The sequence below is a fragment of the Belnapia mucosa genome (genome assembly GCF_016775475.1).
Classification (GTDB): domain Bacteria; phylum Pseudomonadota; class Alphaproteobacteria; order Acetobacterales; family Acetobacteraceae; genus Belnapia; species Belnapia mucosa.
Map to the genome: position 1 here is coordinate 150,870 of NZ_JAEUXJ010000004.1, position 16,750 is coordinate 167,619.

Sequence of the window (16,750 nt, forward strand, 5' to 3'; positions counted from 1 at the left end):
AACATGCGGATTCTGGCCTTCGCCGTACTCGCCCTGATCCTGGCCATCACGCCCAGCCTGCCCCTGCCCGGCGAGGAGCCGCCGTTCCCGTTGAAGGTCGTCGGCTTCTACACCCATGCCGGGATGTATGCGGATTTCGAGGAGCCCTTCTGGACCCGCCAGGTGCCGATGCTGACCGGCGGGCGGGTGCAGCCCTCAATCGTGCCGCTCGACCGGGCGGGGGTTCGGGAAGCCGACCTGCTGCCCCTGCTCCGCCTCGGCGTGTTGCAGGTGGCAACCGTACCGCTCGCCAATGCCGCGGGGGATGACCCCGAGCTGAGCATCGTCGACCTGCCGGCGCTCAACCCCGATGCGGCGACGCTGCGCCGTAGCTTGGCGCAGTGGCGCGGCCACCTGGCCCGGGTGATGGAGGAGCGCTACGGGCTCCGCCTGATGGCGCTGCTGATCCCGACCACCCAGGTATTATTCTGCCGGGAGCCCTTCGCCCGGCTGGCGGATGTGATGGGCCGGCGGGTCCGGGTCGGCTCGGTGGCGCAGGGCGAGCTGGTCGAGGCGATGGGCGGCACGGCGCTGGTGATGCCGCTGCCGGAGGTGGTCGCCGCCATGGCCAGCCGCCGCATCGACTGCGCCGTGACCGGCGCCATGCCCGGCAACCGGATCGGCCTGCATGAGGTGGCGACCCATGTCTCCCGCCTGCCGATGAGCTGGTTCGTCTCCGCCGTGGCGATGAACGGGGCGGTCTGGCGCAGCCTGCCTGAATCGGCGCAGCAGCCGCTGCAGCGCGGTCTGGCGCGGCTGGAGCGGCATGTGATGGAAACCGCCGAGGCCGCCATCGAGGACGGCTTCGCCTGCAATGCCGGCCGGTCCGACTGCAAGGACGGCCGGCGCGGGCAGATGGTGGTGGTAGCGGAGGAATGGGACGAAACCCTCCGCCGCCGCCTGCTAGACCGCGTGCTGCTGCCGCGCTGGCTCGATCGCTGCGGCGCCGATTGCGCCGCGGTCTGGAACCGGATCGCGGCGCCGTCGCAGAATCTCTGGGCCGGCTGCCTTACGCCGGCCGGGTCTCGAAGCGATAGACCTTGCTGACGATCCGCCAGCCCTCGCTGGTCCGGTTCAGCACCAGGTAGTCGGTGAAGTAGCGCGGCGGCAGCTGGCAGGCGACCTTCACGAAGGCGGTCTCCGGCCCGGAGATATCCATCATCAGGATCCGGTCGTCCCGCGCCAGGCCGCGGCTGGCGGCCGAGGGCCTGCTCCGCACCATTTCGAACCAGGCCTCGCGCGGCATGTCCTCCACGCCGCCATCCTTCGCCCAATACAGATGGGAGACGGGATGGAAGGCAGCGGCGAGCTTGTCGACGCTGCCTTCGTAGAGCCCGTCGAAATAGGTCTGGATCACCGCCTCGATCTCGGCGACGGCGCTGGCCGCCATGGGTTTTCCGCCCGCGTCCGGCATGGGATGCTCCTCCGGCTTTTTAATTGGTCGCGTGATTCACGCCTTTAGCCGTTCCAGCCTTCGGCGATCACGCTTAGCCCAGCCTAATCCAGAGGGAGCATCCACCGCCATGGCCCATCCGAGCCTGAGAGCCGCCTTCGAAGCAGGACGCTTCGTCGTCGCGCCCGGCGTCTTCGACATGATCTCCGCCCGGGTCGCGGACGGGATGGGCTTCACCAGCCTCTACGTCACCGGCTTCGGCACGGTGGCGAGCCATCTCGGCGTCGCCGATGCCGGCATCGCCACCTTTACCGACATGGTCGGGCGGGTCGGCACCATCGCCCGCGGCTGCCGCACCCCGGTCGTGGCGGATGCCGATACCGGCTATGGCGGGTTGCTGAATGTCCGCCACACCGTCATGGGCTATGAGGCGGCGGGCGTCACCGGCATCCAGCTGGAAGACCAGGAGATGCCGAAGAAATGCGGCCACACGCCGGGCCGCCGCGTCATCCCCGCCGAGGAGATGGTCCTCAAGATCAAGGTCGCGGCCGAGGCGCGACGCGATCCGAACATGCTGATCGTCGCGCGGACGGATGCGCGGACGACGCTCGGCCTCGAGGAGGCGATCCGCCGCGGGCAGCTCTATGCCGAGGCCGGCGCCGATGTGATCTTCATCGAAAGCCCGGAGACCGAGGCGGAGATGCAGGCGATCGGCCGCGCGATCAGGAAGCCCCTGCTCGCCAATATGGTCGAGGGCGGGCGGACACCGATCCTCCCGGCCGCGCGCCTGGCCGAGATCGGCTATGCGATGGCGATCTACCCGGCGGTCGGCTTTCTCGCCGTCGCCGCGGCGCTGGAGCGGGTCTATGGCCATCTCAAGACGCATGGCGACAGCAACGCCCTGCCCCCCGCCGAGAGCTATGGCTTCGGCCGCATTTGCGAGTTGATGGGCTTCCCGGAGGTCTGGGACTTCGACCGCAAATGGGCCCAACCGGAGGCGAAGTGATGTTCGAGCATGTGAAAGCCCTAGTCTTCGACGTCTTCGGCACGGTGGTCGATTGGCGCGAGGGCATCGCGCGGGAGGCCGGGCCCTTCCTTGCCCGGCTCGGCCGCGCCGATATCGACGCGCATGCCTTCGCCGATGCCTGGCGCGCCCGCTACCAGCCGGCGATGGAGGAGATCCGCAGCGGCAGGCGGGGCTTTACCCGGCTCGACACCCTGCACCGGGAAAACCTGGAACAGGTGCTGCAGGCGCATGGGATCGCCCCGGCCCAGATCGGCGAGGCGGCGCTCGACGAGCTCAATCATGCCTGGCACCGGCTGGACCCCTGGCCGGAGGCGGTGGCGGGGCTGACGCGCCTCAAGCGCCGCTTCATCATCGCGCCGCTCTCGAACGGCAATATCGCGTTGATGACCAATATGGCGAAGCGCGCCGGCATCCCCTGGGATGCGATCCTCGGCGCCGAGGTGGCGCAGGCCTACAAGCCGGACCCGCCGGCCTATCTCCGCACCGCCGAGGTGCTCGGCATCCGCCCGGCAGAGTTGTGCCTAGTCGCCGCGCATAACGGCGACCTGAAGGCGGCCCGCGCCGCCGGCCTCGCCACCGCTTTCGTGCCCCGCCCGGCCGAGCATGGGCCGGGGCAGCGGAAGGACCTGGAGGCCGAGGAGGCCTGGGATGTGGTGGCGCGGGACTTCCAGGACCTCGCGCACCGGCTCGGCGTGTAGGACGCGGCGGCCTCAGTGCGGGCTGAGGCTGCCGACCCGTCCGGCCGTCTGGCCGGAATCGATGACCAGTTCAGAACCATTCACATAGCTCGACTGGTCGGCGGCGAGGAACAGCACGCCATTGGCGATGTCCTGCGGCGTGCCGAGCTTGCCGGTCGGCACGCTGGCCGCGGCGATGGCGCGGGCATCGGGCGGCGCGTTCCGCCCGCCGGAACTCAGCGGCATCTTGTCCCAGATCTCGGTGTCGATGATGCCGGGATGGACGCTGTTGCAGCGGATATTGTCCTGCGCGCATTCCAGCGCGACCGATTTGGCAAAGAGCCGCACCGCCCCCTTGCTCGCCGAATAGCCCGCCAGCCCCGCCGAGCCGCGGATGCCGGCAACCGAGGAGAGCAGGATGATGGAGCCGCCGCCGGCCCGCTTCATCGCCGGGATGGCGTATTTCACCGACAGGAAGACGCCATCGACATTCACCGCCATCTGCTTGCGCCACTCCTCCAGCGACATCTCCAGCAGCGGCTTCAGGATGGCGATGCCGGCATTGGCGACCAAGACGTCGAGCTTGCCGAAGCGGGTCTCGGCCTCGCGCACCACCTCGGGCCAGCGGTCTTCCTGGGTGACATCCTGATGCAGATAGGCGGCCTCGCCCCCGGCCTCGCGGATGCGCGCCGCCGTCGCCTCGCCGCGGGCATCGTCGAGATCGGTCAGCAGCACCCGCGCGCCTTCCCGCGCCAGGGTCGCCGCGCAGGCGGCGCCGATGCCGGCCGCCGCGCCGGTGACCAGCGCGACCTTGCCTGGAAGCTGGGCCATTCTTTCCCTCCCGTCTGGTAGCCGGGAAAGGCTAGCCCGCTAGCGCCGGCGCGTCAGGGCCCCGCTCAGCAATTCCGCCCCCAGCAGCAGGCCGATCCCACCGAGCGCGAGGCTGCCGAGGCTGGGGCCCCCGACATGCGGCAGCGGCTTGCCGCTGCGCGGGCTGGTCCCCGCCGCGATGGGCCGCGCCACTGCCCCCTCGGTGCGCGGCACCCGCCGGGCCCGGCGCAGCGCGGCGCGGATCAGCGCGCCGGTCACCGTCTCGGTCAGGCGCGGCGCCAGCCCATAGGCGATGCGCGCGGCCGAGGCGGTCCAGCCGACCGCGACCTCGCCCCGCGGCCGGCGCACCAGGCGCAGCACCACCGCCGCCACCGCCTCCGGCGTCAGATAGGGGGCCTTCGGCTCCAGCGCCCGGCCGGAGAGGTTGGCGGCGCGATCCAGGCCCGGCGTATCCACCAGCGCGGGAAATAGGGCGCAGACATGGATGCCGGGATAGCCCGTCAGCTCCTGCCGGAGGCTCGCGCTGAAGCCGCGGATGCCGAATTTGCTGGCGGCATAGGAGGCGGCGAAAGGCGTCGGCGACCAGCCGCCCATGGAGCACATATTGATCAGCACCCCGCCCCGCTGGCGGATGAAATGCGGCAGGGCGGCGGAGCTGCCATGCAGGGTGCCGATCAGGTTGATCTCGACGACCTTGCGCTGCAGCCCGGCCGGCGCTTCCCAATAGGGGCCGAAGACGCCGGTGCCGACATTGTTGAACCAGACATCGATGCGGCCGAAGCGGTCGATGGCGGCGCGGGCCAGGGCCTCGACCTCGGCCTCCTCGGCGACATCGGTCGGCACAGCCAGCGCTTCGGCCCCGAGCGCACGGCACTCCCGGGCGGTGGCCTCCAGCGCCTCCTCCCGCCGGGCGGCCAGCACCAGCCGGGCCCCGGCCCGGGCGAATTCCAGCGCCGTCGCCTTGCCGATGCCGGAGGAGGCGCCGGTGATGACGGTGACGGCGTTGCGGATCTCGGGCATGGGCGGCCTTTCCAGCGGACGGGTCCAGCCGGGAGAAAGGCGCGGCGGCGGTTCAGGTTCCGGCAGGCGCCGCGGCGAAGGGCGGCTGCAGCCAGAGCGGGTCCTTCAGCTTCTTCAGGAATTCCGCATGCGCCGCGAGTTCCGCCTCGCTCGGCTGGACCAGGCGCGGCGTGCGGGGCCGGTCCAGCCCCTCCAGCGCTCGGGTCGTGCCGCCGATATTCAGCGCCAGCACGAAGCCCGGCTGGCGACCGCCCATCAGCTCCAGATAGACCTGGGCGAGCAGCTTCACGTCGAGCAGCGCGTTGTGGCTGGTGCGCATCGAGTTATCGATGCCGAGCCGGCGGCAGAGCGCATCCAGGCTGTTCGGCATGCCGGGATAGCGCTGCTTCGCCAAAGCGAGGCTATCGACCATCCGCGTCCGGTCGAGCGGCCTGCCGCCGGCCCGGACCAGCTCGGCATCGAGGAAGCCGAAATCGAAGGGCGCGTTATGCGCGACGATCGGCGAATCCCGCAGGAAGCCGAGGAAGTCGTCCAGCACCTCGGCGAATTTCGGCTTGCCCTGCAGCATCTCGGCGGTGAAGCCGTGGACCTTGGTGCTCTCGGGCGGCACGTCCCGCTCGGGGTCGAGCAGGGTGTGGTAGGTGGCGCCGGTCGGCATCAGGTTCACCAGCTCGATCGCCGCGATCTCGATGACGCGGTCGCCGGTGGCAGGGTCGAGGCCGGTGGTCTCGGTATCGAGGACGAGCTGCCTCATCGGCTGCGGATCTCCCGGACCAGGGCGCGGATGGCGCGCTGGGCATGATGGCGTGAGATGCCGGTTTCCACGACGTAGTCGGCGCGACGGCGCTTCTCGCGGTCCGGCACCTGGCGCGAGAGGATGTAGCGCAGCCGCTCCGGCGTCATCCCCGGCCGGCGCAGCACGCGGTAGCGCTGCACCGCGGCGGGGGCGGAAACCACCACGACGCAGTCGCAGCGCCCCTCCCCCCGCGTCTCGAACAGCAGCGGGATGTCGAGCACCACCAGCCGCTCCGCCCGGCGACGGGCGGCGGCAAGGAAGCGGCGCTCGGCATCGCGGACCAGCGGATGGACGATGCGTTCCAGCCGGGTCAGCGCGGCGCTGTTGCCGAGCACGGCGCGGCGCAGCGCCTCGCGGTCCACCATCAGGCCGCCCTTGCCCTCCCGCACCGTGCCGGGGAAGGCGGCGCCGATCGGGGCGACGGCGCGGCCGCCGCGCGACTGCAGCGCATGCACCGCCGCATCGGCATCGAAGACGGGGACATGCAGGCGGCGGAAGGTGCTGGCGGCGGTGGATTTCCCCATGCCGATACTGCCCGTGAGGCCCACGACCTTCATCGCGCCGGGATGTCCCCGCCGACGAAATCCCGGAGTTCGGCATCGACGACGGGATCCGTGCCGAACCAGGCGGCGAAGCCCGGCCGTGCCTGGTGCAGCAGCATCCCGAGCCCCTCGACGCCGACAAGGCCGCGCGCCCGGGCGGCGGCGAGCAGCCCGGTCTCGCGCGGGACATAGACGATATCGGCCACCACGGCGCCATCCGGCAGCGGGGCGAGGTCGAGCGCGAGGGGCGGCTGGCCTTGCATGCCCAGCGATGTGGTGTTGACCAGCAGCGCCGCATCCCCGAGCGGCGCGCGATCGGCGACCTCGATCGGGCCACCAAGCGCGCGGGCGAGGGCTTCGGCCCGGGCCGGGCTGCGATTGACCAGCACCAGGCGCGGGCAGCCGGCATCCAGCAGCGCCGCGGCGACCGCCCGGGCCGAGCCGCCGGCGCCGAGGATCACCGCCGGCCCTGCCTCCGGCCGCCAAGCCGGCGCAGCTTCCCGCAGATTGGCGAGGAAGCCATAGCCATCGGTATTCGATCCTTCGATCCGCCCCTCGCGGAAGACCAGCGTATTCACCGCCCCGGCGCGCTCGGCCGAAGGATCCACGCGGTCGCAGACGGCGAAGGCGGCTTCCTTATGCGGGATGGTGACATTGGCGCCGCGGAAGCCGAGATCGGCCAGCGCCCGGACCGAATCGGCGAAGCGCTCCGGCCGCACGGGCAGCGGCAGATAGGCGCCGTCGATGCCATGGCGGCGCAGCCAGAGCCCGTGCAGCCGCGGCGAGCGCGAATGGGAGACGGGCCAGCCGAGGATGCCGGCGAGGCGGGCATGGCCCGAAAGGATGGTCATGTCCGGAAAGTCGCCGGGGCCAGCCCGGCGGTCAACATCCGGCGACGGATACGGCCGCCGCCTCAGCCCTTGAGCGGATCGACGCGCTCGCAGAGCATGAAATGGGCATGCTCCTCCCAGGTGTATTCCTCGCGCACGGCGAAGCCCATGACGTTCACCAGGGTGCGGAAGGCCGGGATGCTCATCAGCCACCAATAGGGCCAGCAGCTCAGCCCCTCCTCGGTGCGGTGGGGCATCATCGCGCCGGATTGCTGCGGCCGCGGGGCGGTGTCGTCGATGCTCCAGCCGAATTTCGTCTTATAGTGCTGACGCATGATGTCGCGCTGCGCCTCGGACATGGCGGGCAGCAGGAAGGCCATCCCGTCCGGGCATTCGATGGTGCCGAACTCGTTCTCCACCTTGGCTGGCATGATGACCGTGTTGGTGATCAGCCATCGGCCGGTGACGCGGGTCAGGTTGTAGAGCGCCGTCACCGGATCCGCGACATGGTAGAGGATGCCGGTGGAATGCAGCACGTCGAAGCGCGGCAGCTGCTCCGGCAGGTCGGCGCGGGTGATGTCGACGCGCTCATGGCATTCGTATCGGCCGCGGCCGATGCCCATCCCGGCCATCTTGTCGTGGAAGAAGGTCCAGTAGTCCGAGCTGAAGGGCTGGATATCGGCCATCGCCACCCGGCTGGCACCGACGCCGAGGGCGGCGCTGACCCGTTCGTTGCAGGACCATTCACCAATGCCGCCGATATCGACGAAGCTCTTGCCGGGCGTAACGGCGCGAATCCAGGATTCGGGCGGGGAAACAGACATGGGTACTCCGCGGCGGTCGTCACGCCATCGTCATCAGATACGGCACGACCGTAACCGATGCGGCCTCCTGCCTCAAGCAGATGTGTCCGCAGGATATCGTATTCTGTTTCATTCCGCTGCCGCGAAGGAGGCACTCGACTGCGCCCAGAGCTCGGGCCGCAGTTCCTCCTTCCGGTCGGGGAAGAGCAGCGCGCAGGCGAAGGTCACCGCGCCGAATCCGGCCAGCACCAGCATCGCGGCGGAGAGGCCCCCCGTCGCCTCATGCAGGAAGCCGATCAGGGGCGAGGCCGCGGCGGCGCCGAGGAAGCCGATGGTGAAGCGGATGGAATAGAGCTTCACCCGCAGCGCCGGCGCGACATAGCGGGCGGTCATCGTCTCGTTCACCGTCACCTGCCCGAAGACCGAAGCCGCCATCAGCGCCGCCAGCGGCAGCACCAGCCAGCCCTGCACCATCGAGAGCAGCACCAGGCAGGGCACCTGCACCAGGGCCAGCGGCAGGAAGACGCGCTTCAGCGTGTAGCGGTCGATCAGCCGCCCGACGGTGAACTGCGTCAGCCCGCCGCAGAGCGTGGCGCCGAAGGCCAGCATGCCAACCACCGGCAGCAGGTCCGGCGAGCCGGCCAGCCGCTCCTCCATCAGCTTCGGGATCAGCAGGGTGAAGGCGTTGAAAACGAGGCCGGAGACGGCGGCGATCGTCAGCAATACCGCGACCGCGCGGCGCACCACGGCGGGCGGGATGGTCGGGAAGGGCTTGGCGCCGGCGGCGGCCTTGGCGGCATCGAAGCTTGGTTCCCGCAGCCAGGCCAGGCCGACCAGGGCGCAGAGCGCGCCGGGCAGCACGAAGGCCCAATGCCAGCCGAGCCGGGCGGCGAGCAGCGCCGTGACCACCGGGGCGAGTGCGACGCCGAGATTGCCGAAGACGCCATTGATCCCGACCGCACGGCCGACCTTCGCATCCGGCGTGGCGGAGGCGGCCTCCACCAGCATCGCCGTGCCGATCGGGTGGTAGATGGCGGCGAAGCCGCCTACCAGGGCGAGCGCGATGCCCAGCGTCAGCGGCCGCTCGGCGAGGCCCGCCAGCATCATCGCCCCGCCGGTGCCGAGGAAGAAGGCGGCCATCATGGCCTTGCGCCCGAACCGCGCCGCCAGCCAGCCCATCGGCAACGAGCCGAGCCCATAGAGCACGAACATGCCCGTCCCCAGCGCCAGGATCGGCCCATAATCCTGCCCGAAGGCGGCCGGCGCCTGCTGCACCATCCCGAGCACCGCGGTCGCCAGGATCAGCAGGCAGTAATGGGTGAAGACATGCGCCAGGTTGACGAAGAGGATCTGCCGGGCGGCCTGATCATGCATGGCGTTTTCCATTCCCGAAGGCTTTCGCCCGAGATTATCCTGGCCGGATGACGATGGCTGGCCAAATCCTGTCGGCATCCGGCCAATTGCCCGAGGCGCCGCTGCGCAACCTGCCGGAGGACGGGGTGGACCGGCCGCTGGCCGGCTTCACCCGCGACTATGTCGATGGCGAGAGCGTGCCGCGCCATGCCCATACGCGGGCGCAGCTTCTCTATGCCACGCGCGGGGTGATGCGGATTTCGACCGACACCGCCGGCTTCGTCCTGCCGCCGGGCCGGGCGCTCTGGATGCCGGCGCGGGTCCCACATGTGACGGCGATGCAGGGGCCGGTCGCCATGCGGGCGCTCTTCCTCCGCGCCGATGCCGCCGCGGCGGGGCCGGAGGTGGTGACGGTGCTCGCCGTCTCGCCCCTGCTGCGGGAGCTGGTGCTGGCCGCCTGCGCCGAGCCGCTGGAATGGGACGAAGCCGGGCGCGGCGGGCATATCACCGCCCTGATCCTCGACGAGATCGCACGCGCCACGCGCCTGCCGCTCGGCCTGCCGGCGCTGCGCGACCCGCGGCTCCGGCGGCTGGCGGCGGCCCTGCAGGCCGATCCGGCCCAGCCCCTCGGCCTCGAGGATTGGGCGCGGCATTGCGGCGCCAGCCCGCGCACCCTGACACGCCTGTTCCGCGAGGAAACAGGGATGAGCTTCGGCCGCTGGCGGCAGATGCTGCGGCTGGCGGAAGCAGCGGTGCTGCTCGCCCAGGGGATGCCGCCGGCCCGCGCCGCGGCGACCGTCGGCTATGCCAGCGCCCCGGCCTTCGGGGCGGCCTTCCGCGCCGCCTTCGGCGTCACGCCGGGCGGTGGAGCGGGGCCGGCGGCGCTGCCCTGAGCGGCACGAGGCAGGCCATGGCCAGCAGCCCCACCAGCCCCGTCAGCCCGAGCACGGCCATGGCCGGCAGCTCGGCGACCAACGGCGCGGTCAGGATCGGCGCCGCCGCCTGGGAAACCAGCACCGGCAGGGCCAGCTTGCCCATCAGCACCGGATAGCCGCGCGGACCGAACAGGGCGAGCGGCACCGCGCCGCGGCAGATGGTGATGATGCCGTTGCTGGCGCCATAGAGCAGGACGAAGGGCACCGCCGCCACCGGCCCCACCAGCATCAGCAGCAGGGCGCCGAGCGGCAGCAGCCCGCCGCCGAGCCAGGCGACGCGCAGCGGATGCACCTGCTTGCCGAGGGTGAATTCCAGCAGCCGCCCGCCAACCTGGGACGGCCCCATCAGCGCCGCCGCCCCGACCGCCGCCCCGACCGAGAGGCCGAGCCCACCCAGCATGGCCGGCAGTTGCACCGACATGGTGGTGCTGATCAGCGCCCTCAGCGTGAAGAAGGCGGCGAGGAAGAGGAAGCTGCGCCGCACCCAGTCCGCCGGCAGCGGAATCTCGCCCGGATCGGCCACGGCACCCGGCGCCGCCGCCCCCGTCGCGGCGCGCGGCAGCAGGGCATAGACCGGCAGCACCACCAGCAGGTTCACCGCGGCATAGACGAGGCAGGTGCCGCGCCAGCCGACCTCCGGCAGCAGCGCCGCCGTCGCGGGCCAGCCGACCGTGCTGGCGAAGCCACCGAGCAGCGTCACCATGGTGATCGCCCGCCGCGCATTGCGGCCATAGAGCTGGCCGAGCGTGGCGAAGGCCGCCTCATAGAGGCCGAGGGCCATGCCGAGGCCGAGCACCACCCAGCCGGCGAACCAGCCCCAGAGCCCCGGCAACAGGCCGAGCAGCGCCAGCCCGATGCCGATCACCGCCGAGGAGGCCAGCATCACCGGCCGCCCACCCAGCCGCTCGATCGCCCGGCCGACCCGTGGCGCGACCAGGCCGGAGATCAACAGCGCCAGCGAGAAGGCGCCATAGACCAGCGCCCGATCGGCGCCGAGATCCTGCACCACCACCGGCGCCAGCAGTGCCGGCAGGTAGTAGCTGGTGCCCCAGGCGAGGGTCTGGCCGATCCCGAGCAGGAGGGCGACGAAACGGGGATCGGGCGTACTGGTCATGGACCAATCCTCCCCTGATCCAGCGCCGCCGCCAATCCCTCACGCCGCGCGGGATGGCAGGACGATGCGGTTCTCGCTGACGATGAAGATGAATTCGGTATTGGTCAGGTGGCGGACCGTGCCGACCTTCTCGCCCTTCGGATTGTGGATGCCGATCTTGGCGCCGACATAGCGGCCATAGGGAATCTCGACGACCTGCAGATGGCCGCGCGGCCTAAGCATCGCCTCCAGCGCCGCGCGGTCCAGATAGCCCTCATTGTTGAAGGAGACGACGAGGGTCGGGCAGCGCAGCGCGGCGATGGTGCGCGCCAGCGCCGGGCCGATCCCGGGGCGGCTGTTGAAGGCGGACAGCCGGCTCTGGCAATCGACGCGCTTCATGGCGATGCCATAGACCTCCGGCTGGTCCCAGCGCACCAGCGTCTCCCAGACATGGTAATTCCGCAGATAGGAATGCTGGTTGTAGGGCGGGTCGAGATAGGCGAGGTCGCAATCGATCCCTGCCGCCACCGCCTCCGCCTCGCCGGAGAGGGCCACGCAGGCGCCGGCGGCAGGGCGCGGCAGCAAGGCCGGCAGGCGGAGCGAGAGCGGGTTCAGCGCCCGCGGCGCCCAGCGCTTCATATAGGCCATCTGCAGACCGGCGGTGCTGTCCACCCGGTCGGCGGCCTCCAGCAGCGAGGTGAGCAGAATCGCCTCCAGCTCCGGCTCGGCGCCCATGGCCGCGATCGCCTCGCGGATCGCCTCGATTCGGGCGCCGTTGTCCGGGTGGAAATAGCGGGCGGCGACGCAATAGGTCTCGGTGAACCAGCCGGCGCGTGGCGGCAGGCGCTGGAGGTCGGCCAGGATGCGGGTGGCCTTTTCCGCCCAGCGCTCCGCATCGGCCTGGACGTAGCAGGTGGCCAGCCTATGGGCGAAGGCGTTGTGGTCATTGGCCAGCACCCGGTAGCCCGCGCCCTTCAGCGCATGGCCGACCCGGGCGGTGCCGGAGAAGAGGTCCGCGACCGTTACCCCCCCTGGGGCGCCCGCCGGGGCCGAGGCGCCGATCGCCGCCAGGATATGCGTCAGCAGGGCGCGCTTGGAGCCGATATACTTGATCACCCGCGAAGGATCGCCTGCCGCACCGAGTCCCGGCAAGCGCTGCCTTGGCAAGCCGCCGGGCCGCGGTTACGGATCGCCCCTCCGGCATCCGGGATTTCGCGATGACCCTGCCCCGCTTCCGCAAGCTCCCGGCCCGCTATGCCGCGGTGGTGCTGCCGCTGATCCTCTCGGTCATCATGACCTGCGCGGTCTCCGGCATCTCCACCCTGACGGCGCTCGGCCCGACCGCGGAGGCGCTGCACCAATGGCCCGTCTCCTGGGCCCTGTCCTGGGTGGTCGCCTTCCCGGTCCTGATCATCGTGCTGCCGCTGGTGCGGCGGCTGGTCGGGCTGGTGGTCAGCGCGCCGGAAACGCGCTGACCACCCCGCCTCAGATGTGCAGCGCGCGGCCGTCGGCGGCGAGCGCGGCTTCCTTCACCGCCTCGTTCAGCGTCGGATGGGCATGGCTGGTGCGGGCCACATCCTCGGCGCTGGCGCCGAATTCGATGGCCAGCGCCATCTCGGCGATCAGCGTGCCGGCATCCGGTCCGATGATATGGGCGCCGAGCACCTTGTCGGTCTTCGCATCCGCCAGGATCTTCACGAAGCCGTCCGTGTCGTTCATCGCCCGCGCCCGGCCATTGGCGGTGAAGGGGAATTTGCCGGATTTGTAGGCGACGCCCTGGGCCTTCAACTCCTCCTCCGTCGCGCCGACCGAGGCGATCTCGGGCCAGGTGTACACGACGCCCGGGATGGCGCCGTAATTCACATGCCCTGCCTGGCCGGCGAGGATCTCGGCCACCGCGACGCCCTCCTCCTCGGCCTTGTGGGCGAGCATGGCGCCGGCGATGCAGTCGCCGATGGCGTAGATGCCGGGGACATTGGTAGCGAAATGCGCGTCGGTGACGACGCGGCCACGCTCGTCGAGCGCAACACCCACCGTGTCGAGGCCAAGGCCCTCGGTATAGGGCCGCCGGCCGATGGCGAGCAGCACGACATCGGCCTTGATTTCCTCCGCGGCGCCGCCGGCGGCGGGCTCGACGGTGAGCGTCACGCCATCGGCATTCTGCTTCGCCGCCGTCACCTTGGACTTGAGGCGGAACTTCATCCCCTGCTTGCCGAACAGCCGCTCGGCCTGCTTGGCGAGCTCGGCATCCATTCCCGGCACCAGCCGGTCGAGATATTCGATCACCGTCACCTGCGCGCCGAGCCGCTTCCAGACCGAGCCGAGCTCGAGCCCGATGACGCCGCCGCCAATGACGACGAGATGGCCGGGGACCTTGTCCAGCTCCAGCGCGCCGGTCGAGGTGACGACGCGCTTCTCATCCACCTCGACCCCGCGCAGCGGGGTGCTGTCGCTGCCCGTGGCGATGACGATGGCCTTGGTGGAATAGGTCTCGCCATTCACCTCGACCTGGCCGGGGGCGGTGATCTTCCCAGCGCCCTTCAGCCAGGTGACCTTGTTCTTGCGGAAGAGGAATTCGACGCCTTTCACATTGGCGTTCACCACCTCGCCCTTGCGGGCCTGCATCTTGGCAAGGTCGAGCTTCACGCCGTCGATCATCACCCCATGATCGGCCAGCTTGTGCGCGGCTTCCTCGAAATTCTCGCTGCTCTGGAGCAGTGCCTTGGAGGGGATGCAGCCGATGTTGAGGCAGGTGCCGCCGAGCGTCGCGCGCTTCTCCACGCAGGCCGTCTTCAGCCCGAGCTGGGCGGCGCGGATGGCGCAGACATAGCCGCCGGGGCCGGAGCCGATGACAATGAGGTCGAAGCTGTCGGGCATGGGGGTCCTCGGGCCGGAATTTCGCGGCGGAAACTGGCCCGAGGCGGGTCCCAAGGCAAGCCTAGGCGGCCGCCGTCCGGTCCTCCCGGGTCAGGTGGCTCTCGATCCTCGTCTCCGGCATGAACCAGGCGGTGACCAGGGCCAGAGCGAAGAAGCCGGTCACGTACCAGAAGAAGCCGCTCTCGGCCCCGACCGACTTGAACCAGAGCCCGACATATTCCGCCGTGCCGCCGAACAGCGCATTGGCTACCGCATAGGGCAGGCCGACGCCGAGCGCCCGGACCTCGGCCGGAAAGAGCTCCGCCTTCACCAGCCCGCTGATCGAGGTGTAGCAGGACACCACCGCGAGCCCCGCCAGCACCAGCAGCCCCGCCATCAGCGGCGAGGAGGCATGGCCGATGGCGGTGAGCAGAGGCACCGTCATCAGCGCCCCGAGGCCGCCGAAGGCGAGCAGCATGGTCCGCCGTCCCACCCGGTCGGCGATGGCGCCGAAGAGGGGCTGCACCACCATGAAGGCCAGCAGCACCCAGGCCATGGTGGCGCTGACGGTGCGGGCCTCGAAATGCACGGTGTTCACCAGGTATTTCTGCATGAAGGTGGTGAAGACATAGAAGCTGAGGCTGCCGCCCGCGGTCAGGCCGAGCACCAGCAGCAGCGGCTTCGGATGCCGCAGCAGGGCGCGGAGCGAGCCGGCCTCGGGCCGCTGCGAGGCCTTGGCGCTCTGCGTCTCATGCAGGGCGCGGCGGAGGAAAAGGGCGATCACCGCCGCCGCGGCCCCGATGATGAAGGGGATGCGCCAGCCCCAGGCGCGCATCTGCTCATTCGTCAGCAGGGCTTCGAGGATGACGATGACCAGCACGGCCAGCAGCTGGCCGCCGATCAGGGTGACGTATTGGAAGCTGGCATAGAAGCCGCGATGGCCGGGCTCTGCGACTTCCGACATGTAGGTGGCGCTGGTGCCGTATTCGCCGCCGACCGAGAGTCCCTGGGCCAGCCGCGCCACGGTCAGCAGCACCGGGGCGAGCAGCCCGACGCTCGCATGGGTCGGCAGCAGGGCGATCATCAGCGACCCGCCGCACATCAGCAGCACCGAGGCCATCATGGAAAAGCGCCGGCCGCGCCGGTCGGCCAGCCGGCCGAAGATCCAGCCGCCGATCGGGCGGACCAGGAAGCCGGCGGCGAAGACCCCGGCGGCGGCGAGCAGCTGCGAGGTGCGGTCGCCGGAGGGGAAGAACTCGGCCGCGAAGTAGAGCGAGCAGAAGGAATAGACATAGAAGTCGTACCACTCGACCAGATTGCCCGAGGAGCCGCCGATGATCGCGAAGATCCGGCGGCGCCGGTCGAGGACCGAATCGGGCGGGGCGGTGGGGGTCGTGGCATCCATCGGGCTTCTCCTGCTGCCCCCGCAACGCAGCTTCGGCCCTCGGGTGGCAAAAGGCTTCCCTCCGACCGGCCCGGCCCGCCAGACTGGAGCTGCAACGAGGGGCCGGAGCCTAACCGGCCCCCGCGGGACGGGAGGCCCTGGGTATGAGGATCGATCGGACACGGCTCGGCCGGCGCGCGGCGCTGGCCCTTGGCGGCGCGGCGCTGGCGGCGCCGGCTCTCGGGCAGGGGCGATACCCGGACCGCCCCATCCGCCTCGTCATTCCCTGGCCGCCGGGAGGCTCGGCCGATGCCCAACTCCGCTCGCTGGCGGAGCTCGCCGGGCGGGCGCTCGGCCAGTCGGTGGTGGTGGAGAACCGCCCCGGTGCCTCCGGCACCATGGGTGCCATGCATCTGACGACCCAGGCGCGGCCGGACGGCTACACGATCAGCCAGATGCATCTGTCGATCGTGCGGCGGCCCTTCATCACCCGCACCCCGCCCTGGGATCCGGTGAACGACTTCACCCATATCATCGGCCTGTGCGGCTGGATGTTCGGAATCGCCGTGAAGGCGGACGGGCCGATCAAGACCTGGGCGGACTACCTCGCCTATGCCCGCGCCAACCCCGGGCGGCTGACCTACACCACCTCTGGCATCGCCACGACCAACCACCTGACCATGGAGGAGCTGGCAGCGCGGGAGGGGGTGGAGCTGGTCCATGTCCCCTACCGTGCCTCGAACGAGGCGGCGGTCGCCGTCGCGTCCGGCGAGGTCATGAGCGTCGCCGACAGCTCCGCCTGGGCGCCGTTGGTGGATGGCGGGCAGCTCCGGCTGATCTGTGTCTGGACGGCCGAGCGCTCGCCCCGCTTCCCCGATGCGCCGACCCTGAAGGAGTTGGGCTACGACATGGTCGTGACCTCCCCCTATGGCCTGGCCGGGCCGAAGGGGATGGACCCGGGTGTGGTCCGTGTGCTGCATGACGCCTGCAAGGCGGCGCTGTTCGACCCGGCCAATGTCGCGGTCCGGGCGCAATTCGACATGCCGCTGGAGTATTACGATACCGAGGACTACCGGAGCTTCATCACCCGCCGGGCCCAATACGAGAAGGCTATGGCGGAGCGGCTGAAGCTCAGGATCGACTGAAGCACGAAGACCGGGAGACGCCTGAA

The 16,750-nt window shown here is 70.5% G+C and carries 18 protein-coding genes; 6 read left to right on the forward strand and 12 right to left on the reverse strand.

All coding sequences use genetic code 11. From position 1 onward, the window contains the following. Positions 1 to 3: 3 nt before the first annotated feature. On the forward strand, positions 4 to 1,086 hold the full coding sequence (dctP, locus tag JMJ55_RS11585; protein ID WP_202825714.1) for a TRAP transporter substrate-binding protein DctP: 1,083 nt from the start codon (positions 4 to 6) through the stop codon (positions 1,084 to 1,086). Here dctP and JMJ55_RS11590 read toward each other — a convergent pair. Further along, complete coding sequence (locus JMJ55_RS11590) at positions 1,049 to 1,453, reverse strand: nuclear transport factor 2 family protein (RefSeq protein WP_236033641.1); 405 nt, start codon at positions 1,451 to 1,453, stop codon at positions 1,049 to 1,051. The two genes, dctP and JMJ55_RS11590, sit on opposite strands and share 38 nt — an antisense overlap. Positions 1,454 to 1,562: 109 nt before the next feature. On the opposite strand from JMJ55_RS11590, the gene JMJ55_RS11595 reads away from it, so the two are divergent. Beyond that, on the forward strand, positions 1,563 to 2,438 hold the full coding sequence (locus JMJ55_RS11595; protein ID WP_202825716.1) for an isocitrate lyase/PEP mutase family protein: 876 nt from the start codon (positions 1,563 to 1,565) through the stop codon (positions 2,436 to 2,438). After that, positions 2,438 to 3,157 carry a haloacid dehalogenase type II gene (locus tag JMJ55_RS11600; RefSeq protein ID WP_202825717.1) on the forward strand — a complete coding sequence of 240 codons (720 nt, stop codon included), beginning with the start codon at positions 2,438 to 2,440 and terminating at the stop codon, positions 3,155 to 3,157. The genes JMJ55_RS11595 and JMJ55_RS11600 overlap by 1 nt, the downstream gene beginning before the upstream one ends. 12 nt (positions 3,158 to 3,169) lie before the next feature. On the opposite strand, the gene JMJ55_RS11605 is transcribed toward JMJ55_RS11600, so the two are convergent. The 7 genes from JMJ55_RS11605 to JMJ55_RS11635 all read right to left on the reverse strand — a co-directional run bounded on the left by JMJ55_RS11605 (position 3,170) and on the right by JMJ55_RS11635 (position 9,332). After that, entirely contained in the window at positions 3,170 to 3,967 is a 798-nt protein-coding gene (locus JMJ55_RS11605) for an SDR family NAD(P)-dependent oxidoreductase (protein WP_202825718.1), read from the reverse strand. A 39-nt stretch (positions 3,968 to 4,006) separates the two neighbouring features. Next, positions 4,007 to 4,987, reverse strand: coding sequence for an SDR family oxidoreductase (locus tag JMJ55_RS11610; protein ID WP_202825719.1), 981 nt, complete (start codon positions 4,985 to 4,987; stop codon positions 4,007 to 4,009). Between the two features lie 52 nt (positions 4,988 to 5,039). Then, positions 5,040 to 5,741: a DNA polymerase III subunit epsilon gene (gene dnaQ, locus JMJ55_RS11615; RefSeq protein WP_202825720.1), complete on the reverse strand. Its 702-nt coding sequence runs from the start codon at positions 5,739 to 5,741 to the stop codon at positions 5,040 to 5,042. Then, positions 5,738 to 6,340 carry a dephospho-CoA kinase gene (gene coaE / locus JMJ55_RS11620; RefSeq protein WP_202825721.1) on the reverse strand — a complete coding sequence of 201 codons (603 nt, stop codon included), beginning with the start codon at positions 6,338 to 6,340 and terminating at the stop codon, positions 5,738 to 5,740. The genes dnaQ and coaE overlap by 4 nt, the downstream gene beginning before the upstream one ends. Beyond that, positions 6,337 to 7,176, reverse strand: a complete 840-nt coding sequence (locus JMJ55_RS11625; RefSeq protein WP_202825722.1) for a shikimate dehydrogenase — start codon at positions 7,174 to 7,176, stop codon at positions 6,337 to 6,339. The genes coaE and JMJ55_RS11625 overlap by 4 nt, the downstream gene beginning before the upstream one ends. Positions 7,177 to 7,238: 62 nt before the next feature. Then, entirely contained in the window at positions 7,239 to 7,979 is a 741-nt protein-coding gene (locus JMJ55_RS11630) for a class I SAM-dependent methyltransferase (RefSeq protein ID WP_202825723.1), read from the reverse strand. Positions 7,980 to 8,087: 108 nt separating this feature from the next. Beyond that, the gene (locus JMJ55_RS11635; protein WP_202825724.1) at positions 8,088 to 9,332 is read right to left on the reverse strand and encodes an MFS transporter; all 1,245 of its coding nucleotides are present in this window, start codon (positions 9,330 to 9,332) and stop codon (positions 8,088 to 8,090) included. A gap of 53 nt (positions 9,333 to 9,385) precedes the next feature. On the opposite strand from JMJ55_RS11635, the gene JMJ55_RS11640 reads away from it, so the two are divergent. Continuing rightward, the gene (locus JMJ55_RS11640; RefSeq protein WP_202825725.1) at positions 9,386 to 10,204 is read left to right on the forward strand and encodes an AraC family transcriptional regulator; all 819 of its coding nucleotides are present in this window, start codon (positions 9,386 to 9,388) and stop codon (positions 10,202 to 10,204) included. Here JMJ55_RS11640 and JMJ55_RS11645 read toward each other — a convergent pair. After that, the gene (locus JMJ55_RS11645) at positions 10,164 to 11,360 is read right to left on the reverse strand and encodes an MFS transporter (RefSeq protein WP_202825726.1); all 1,197 of its coding nucleotides are present in this window, start codon (positions 11,358 to 11,360) and stop codon (positions 10,164 to 10,166) included. The two genes, JMJ55_RS11640 and JMJ55_RS11645, sit on opposite strands and share 41 nt — an antisense overlap. Before the next feature lie 39 nt (positions 11,361 to 11,399). Next, on the reverse strand, positions 11,400 to 12,455 hold the full coding sequence (locus JMJ55_RS11650; protein WP_202825727.1) for a DNA adenine methylase: 1,056 nt from the start codon (positions 12,453 to 12,455) through the stop codon (positions 11,400 to 11,402). Positions 12,456 to 12,556: 101 nt separating this feature from the next. Between JMJ55_RS11650 and JMJ55_RS11655 the strand changes: the two genes are divergently transcribed. Further along, positions 12,557 to 12,814: a DUF2798 domain-containing protein gene (locus tag JMJ55_RS11655; protein WP_202825728.1), complete on the forward strand. Its 258-nt coding sequence runs from the start codon at positions 12,557 to 12,559 to the stop codon at positions 12,812 to 12,814. Between the two features lie 10 nt (positions 12,815 to 12,824). Here the strand turns inward: JMJ55_RS11655 and lpdA are convergent, their stop codons facing one another. Together lpdA and JMJ55_RS11665 are read right to left on the reverse strand one after the other, a co-directional pair. Beyond that, positions 12,825 to 14,216 carry a dihydrolipoyl dehydrogenase gene (gene lpdA / locus JMJ55_RS11660; protein ID WP_202825729.1) on the reverse strand — a complete coding sequence of 464 codons (1,392 nt, stop codon included), beginning with the start codon at positions 14,214 to 14,216 and terminating at the stop codon, positions 12,825 to 12,827. Positions 14,217 to 14,277: 61 nt separating this feature from the next. Next, on the reverse strand, positions 14,278 to 15,600 hold the full coding sequence (locus tag JMJ55_RS11665) for an MFS family transporter (protein ID WP_202825730.1): 1,323 nt from the start codon (positions 15,598 to 15,600) through the stop codon (positions 14,278 to 14,280). A gap of 143 nt (positions 15,601 to 15,743) precedes the next feature. On the opposite strand from JMJ55_RS11665, the gene JMJ55_RS11670 reads away from it, so the two are divergent. Beyond that, positions 15,744 to 16,724, forward strand: coding sequence for a tripartite tricarboxylate transporter substrate binding protein (locus JMJ55_RS11670; RefSeq protein ID WP_202825731.1), 981 nt, complete (start codon positions 15,744 to 15,746; stop codon positions 16,722 to 16,724). The last annotated feature ends 26 nt before the right edge of the window (positions 16,725 to 16,750 follow it).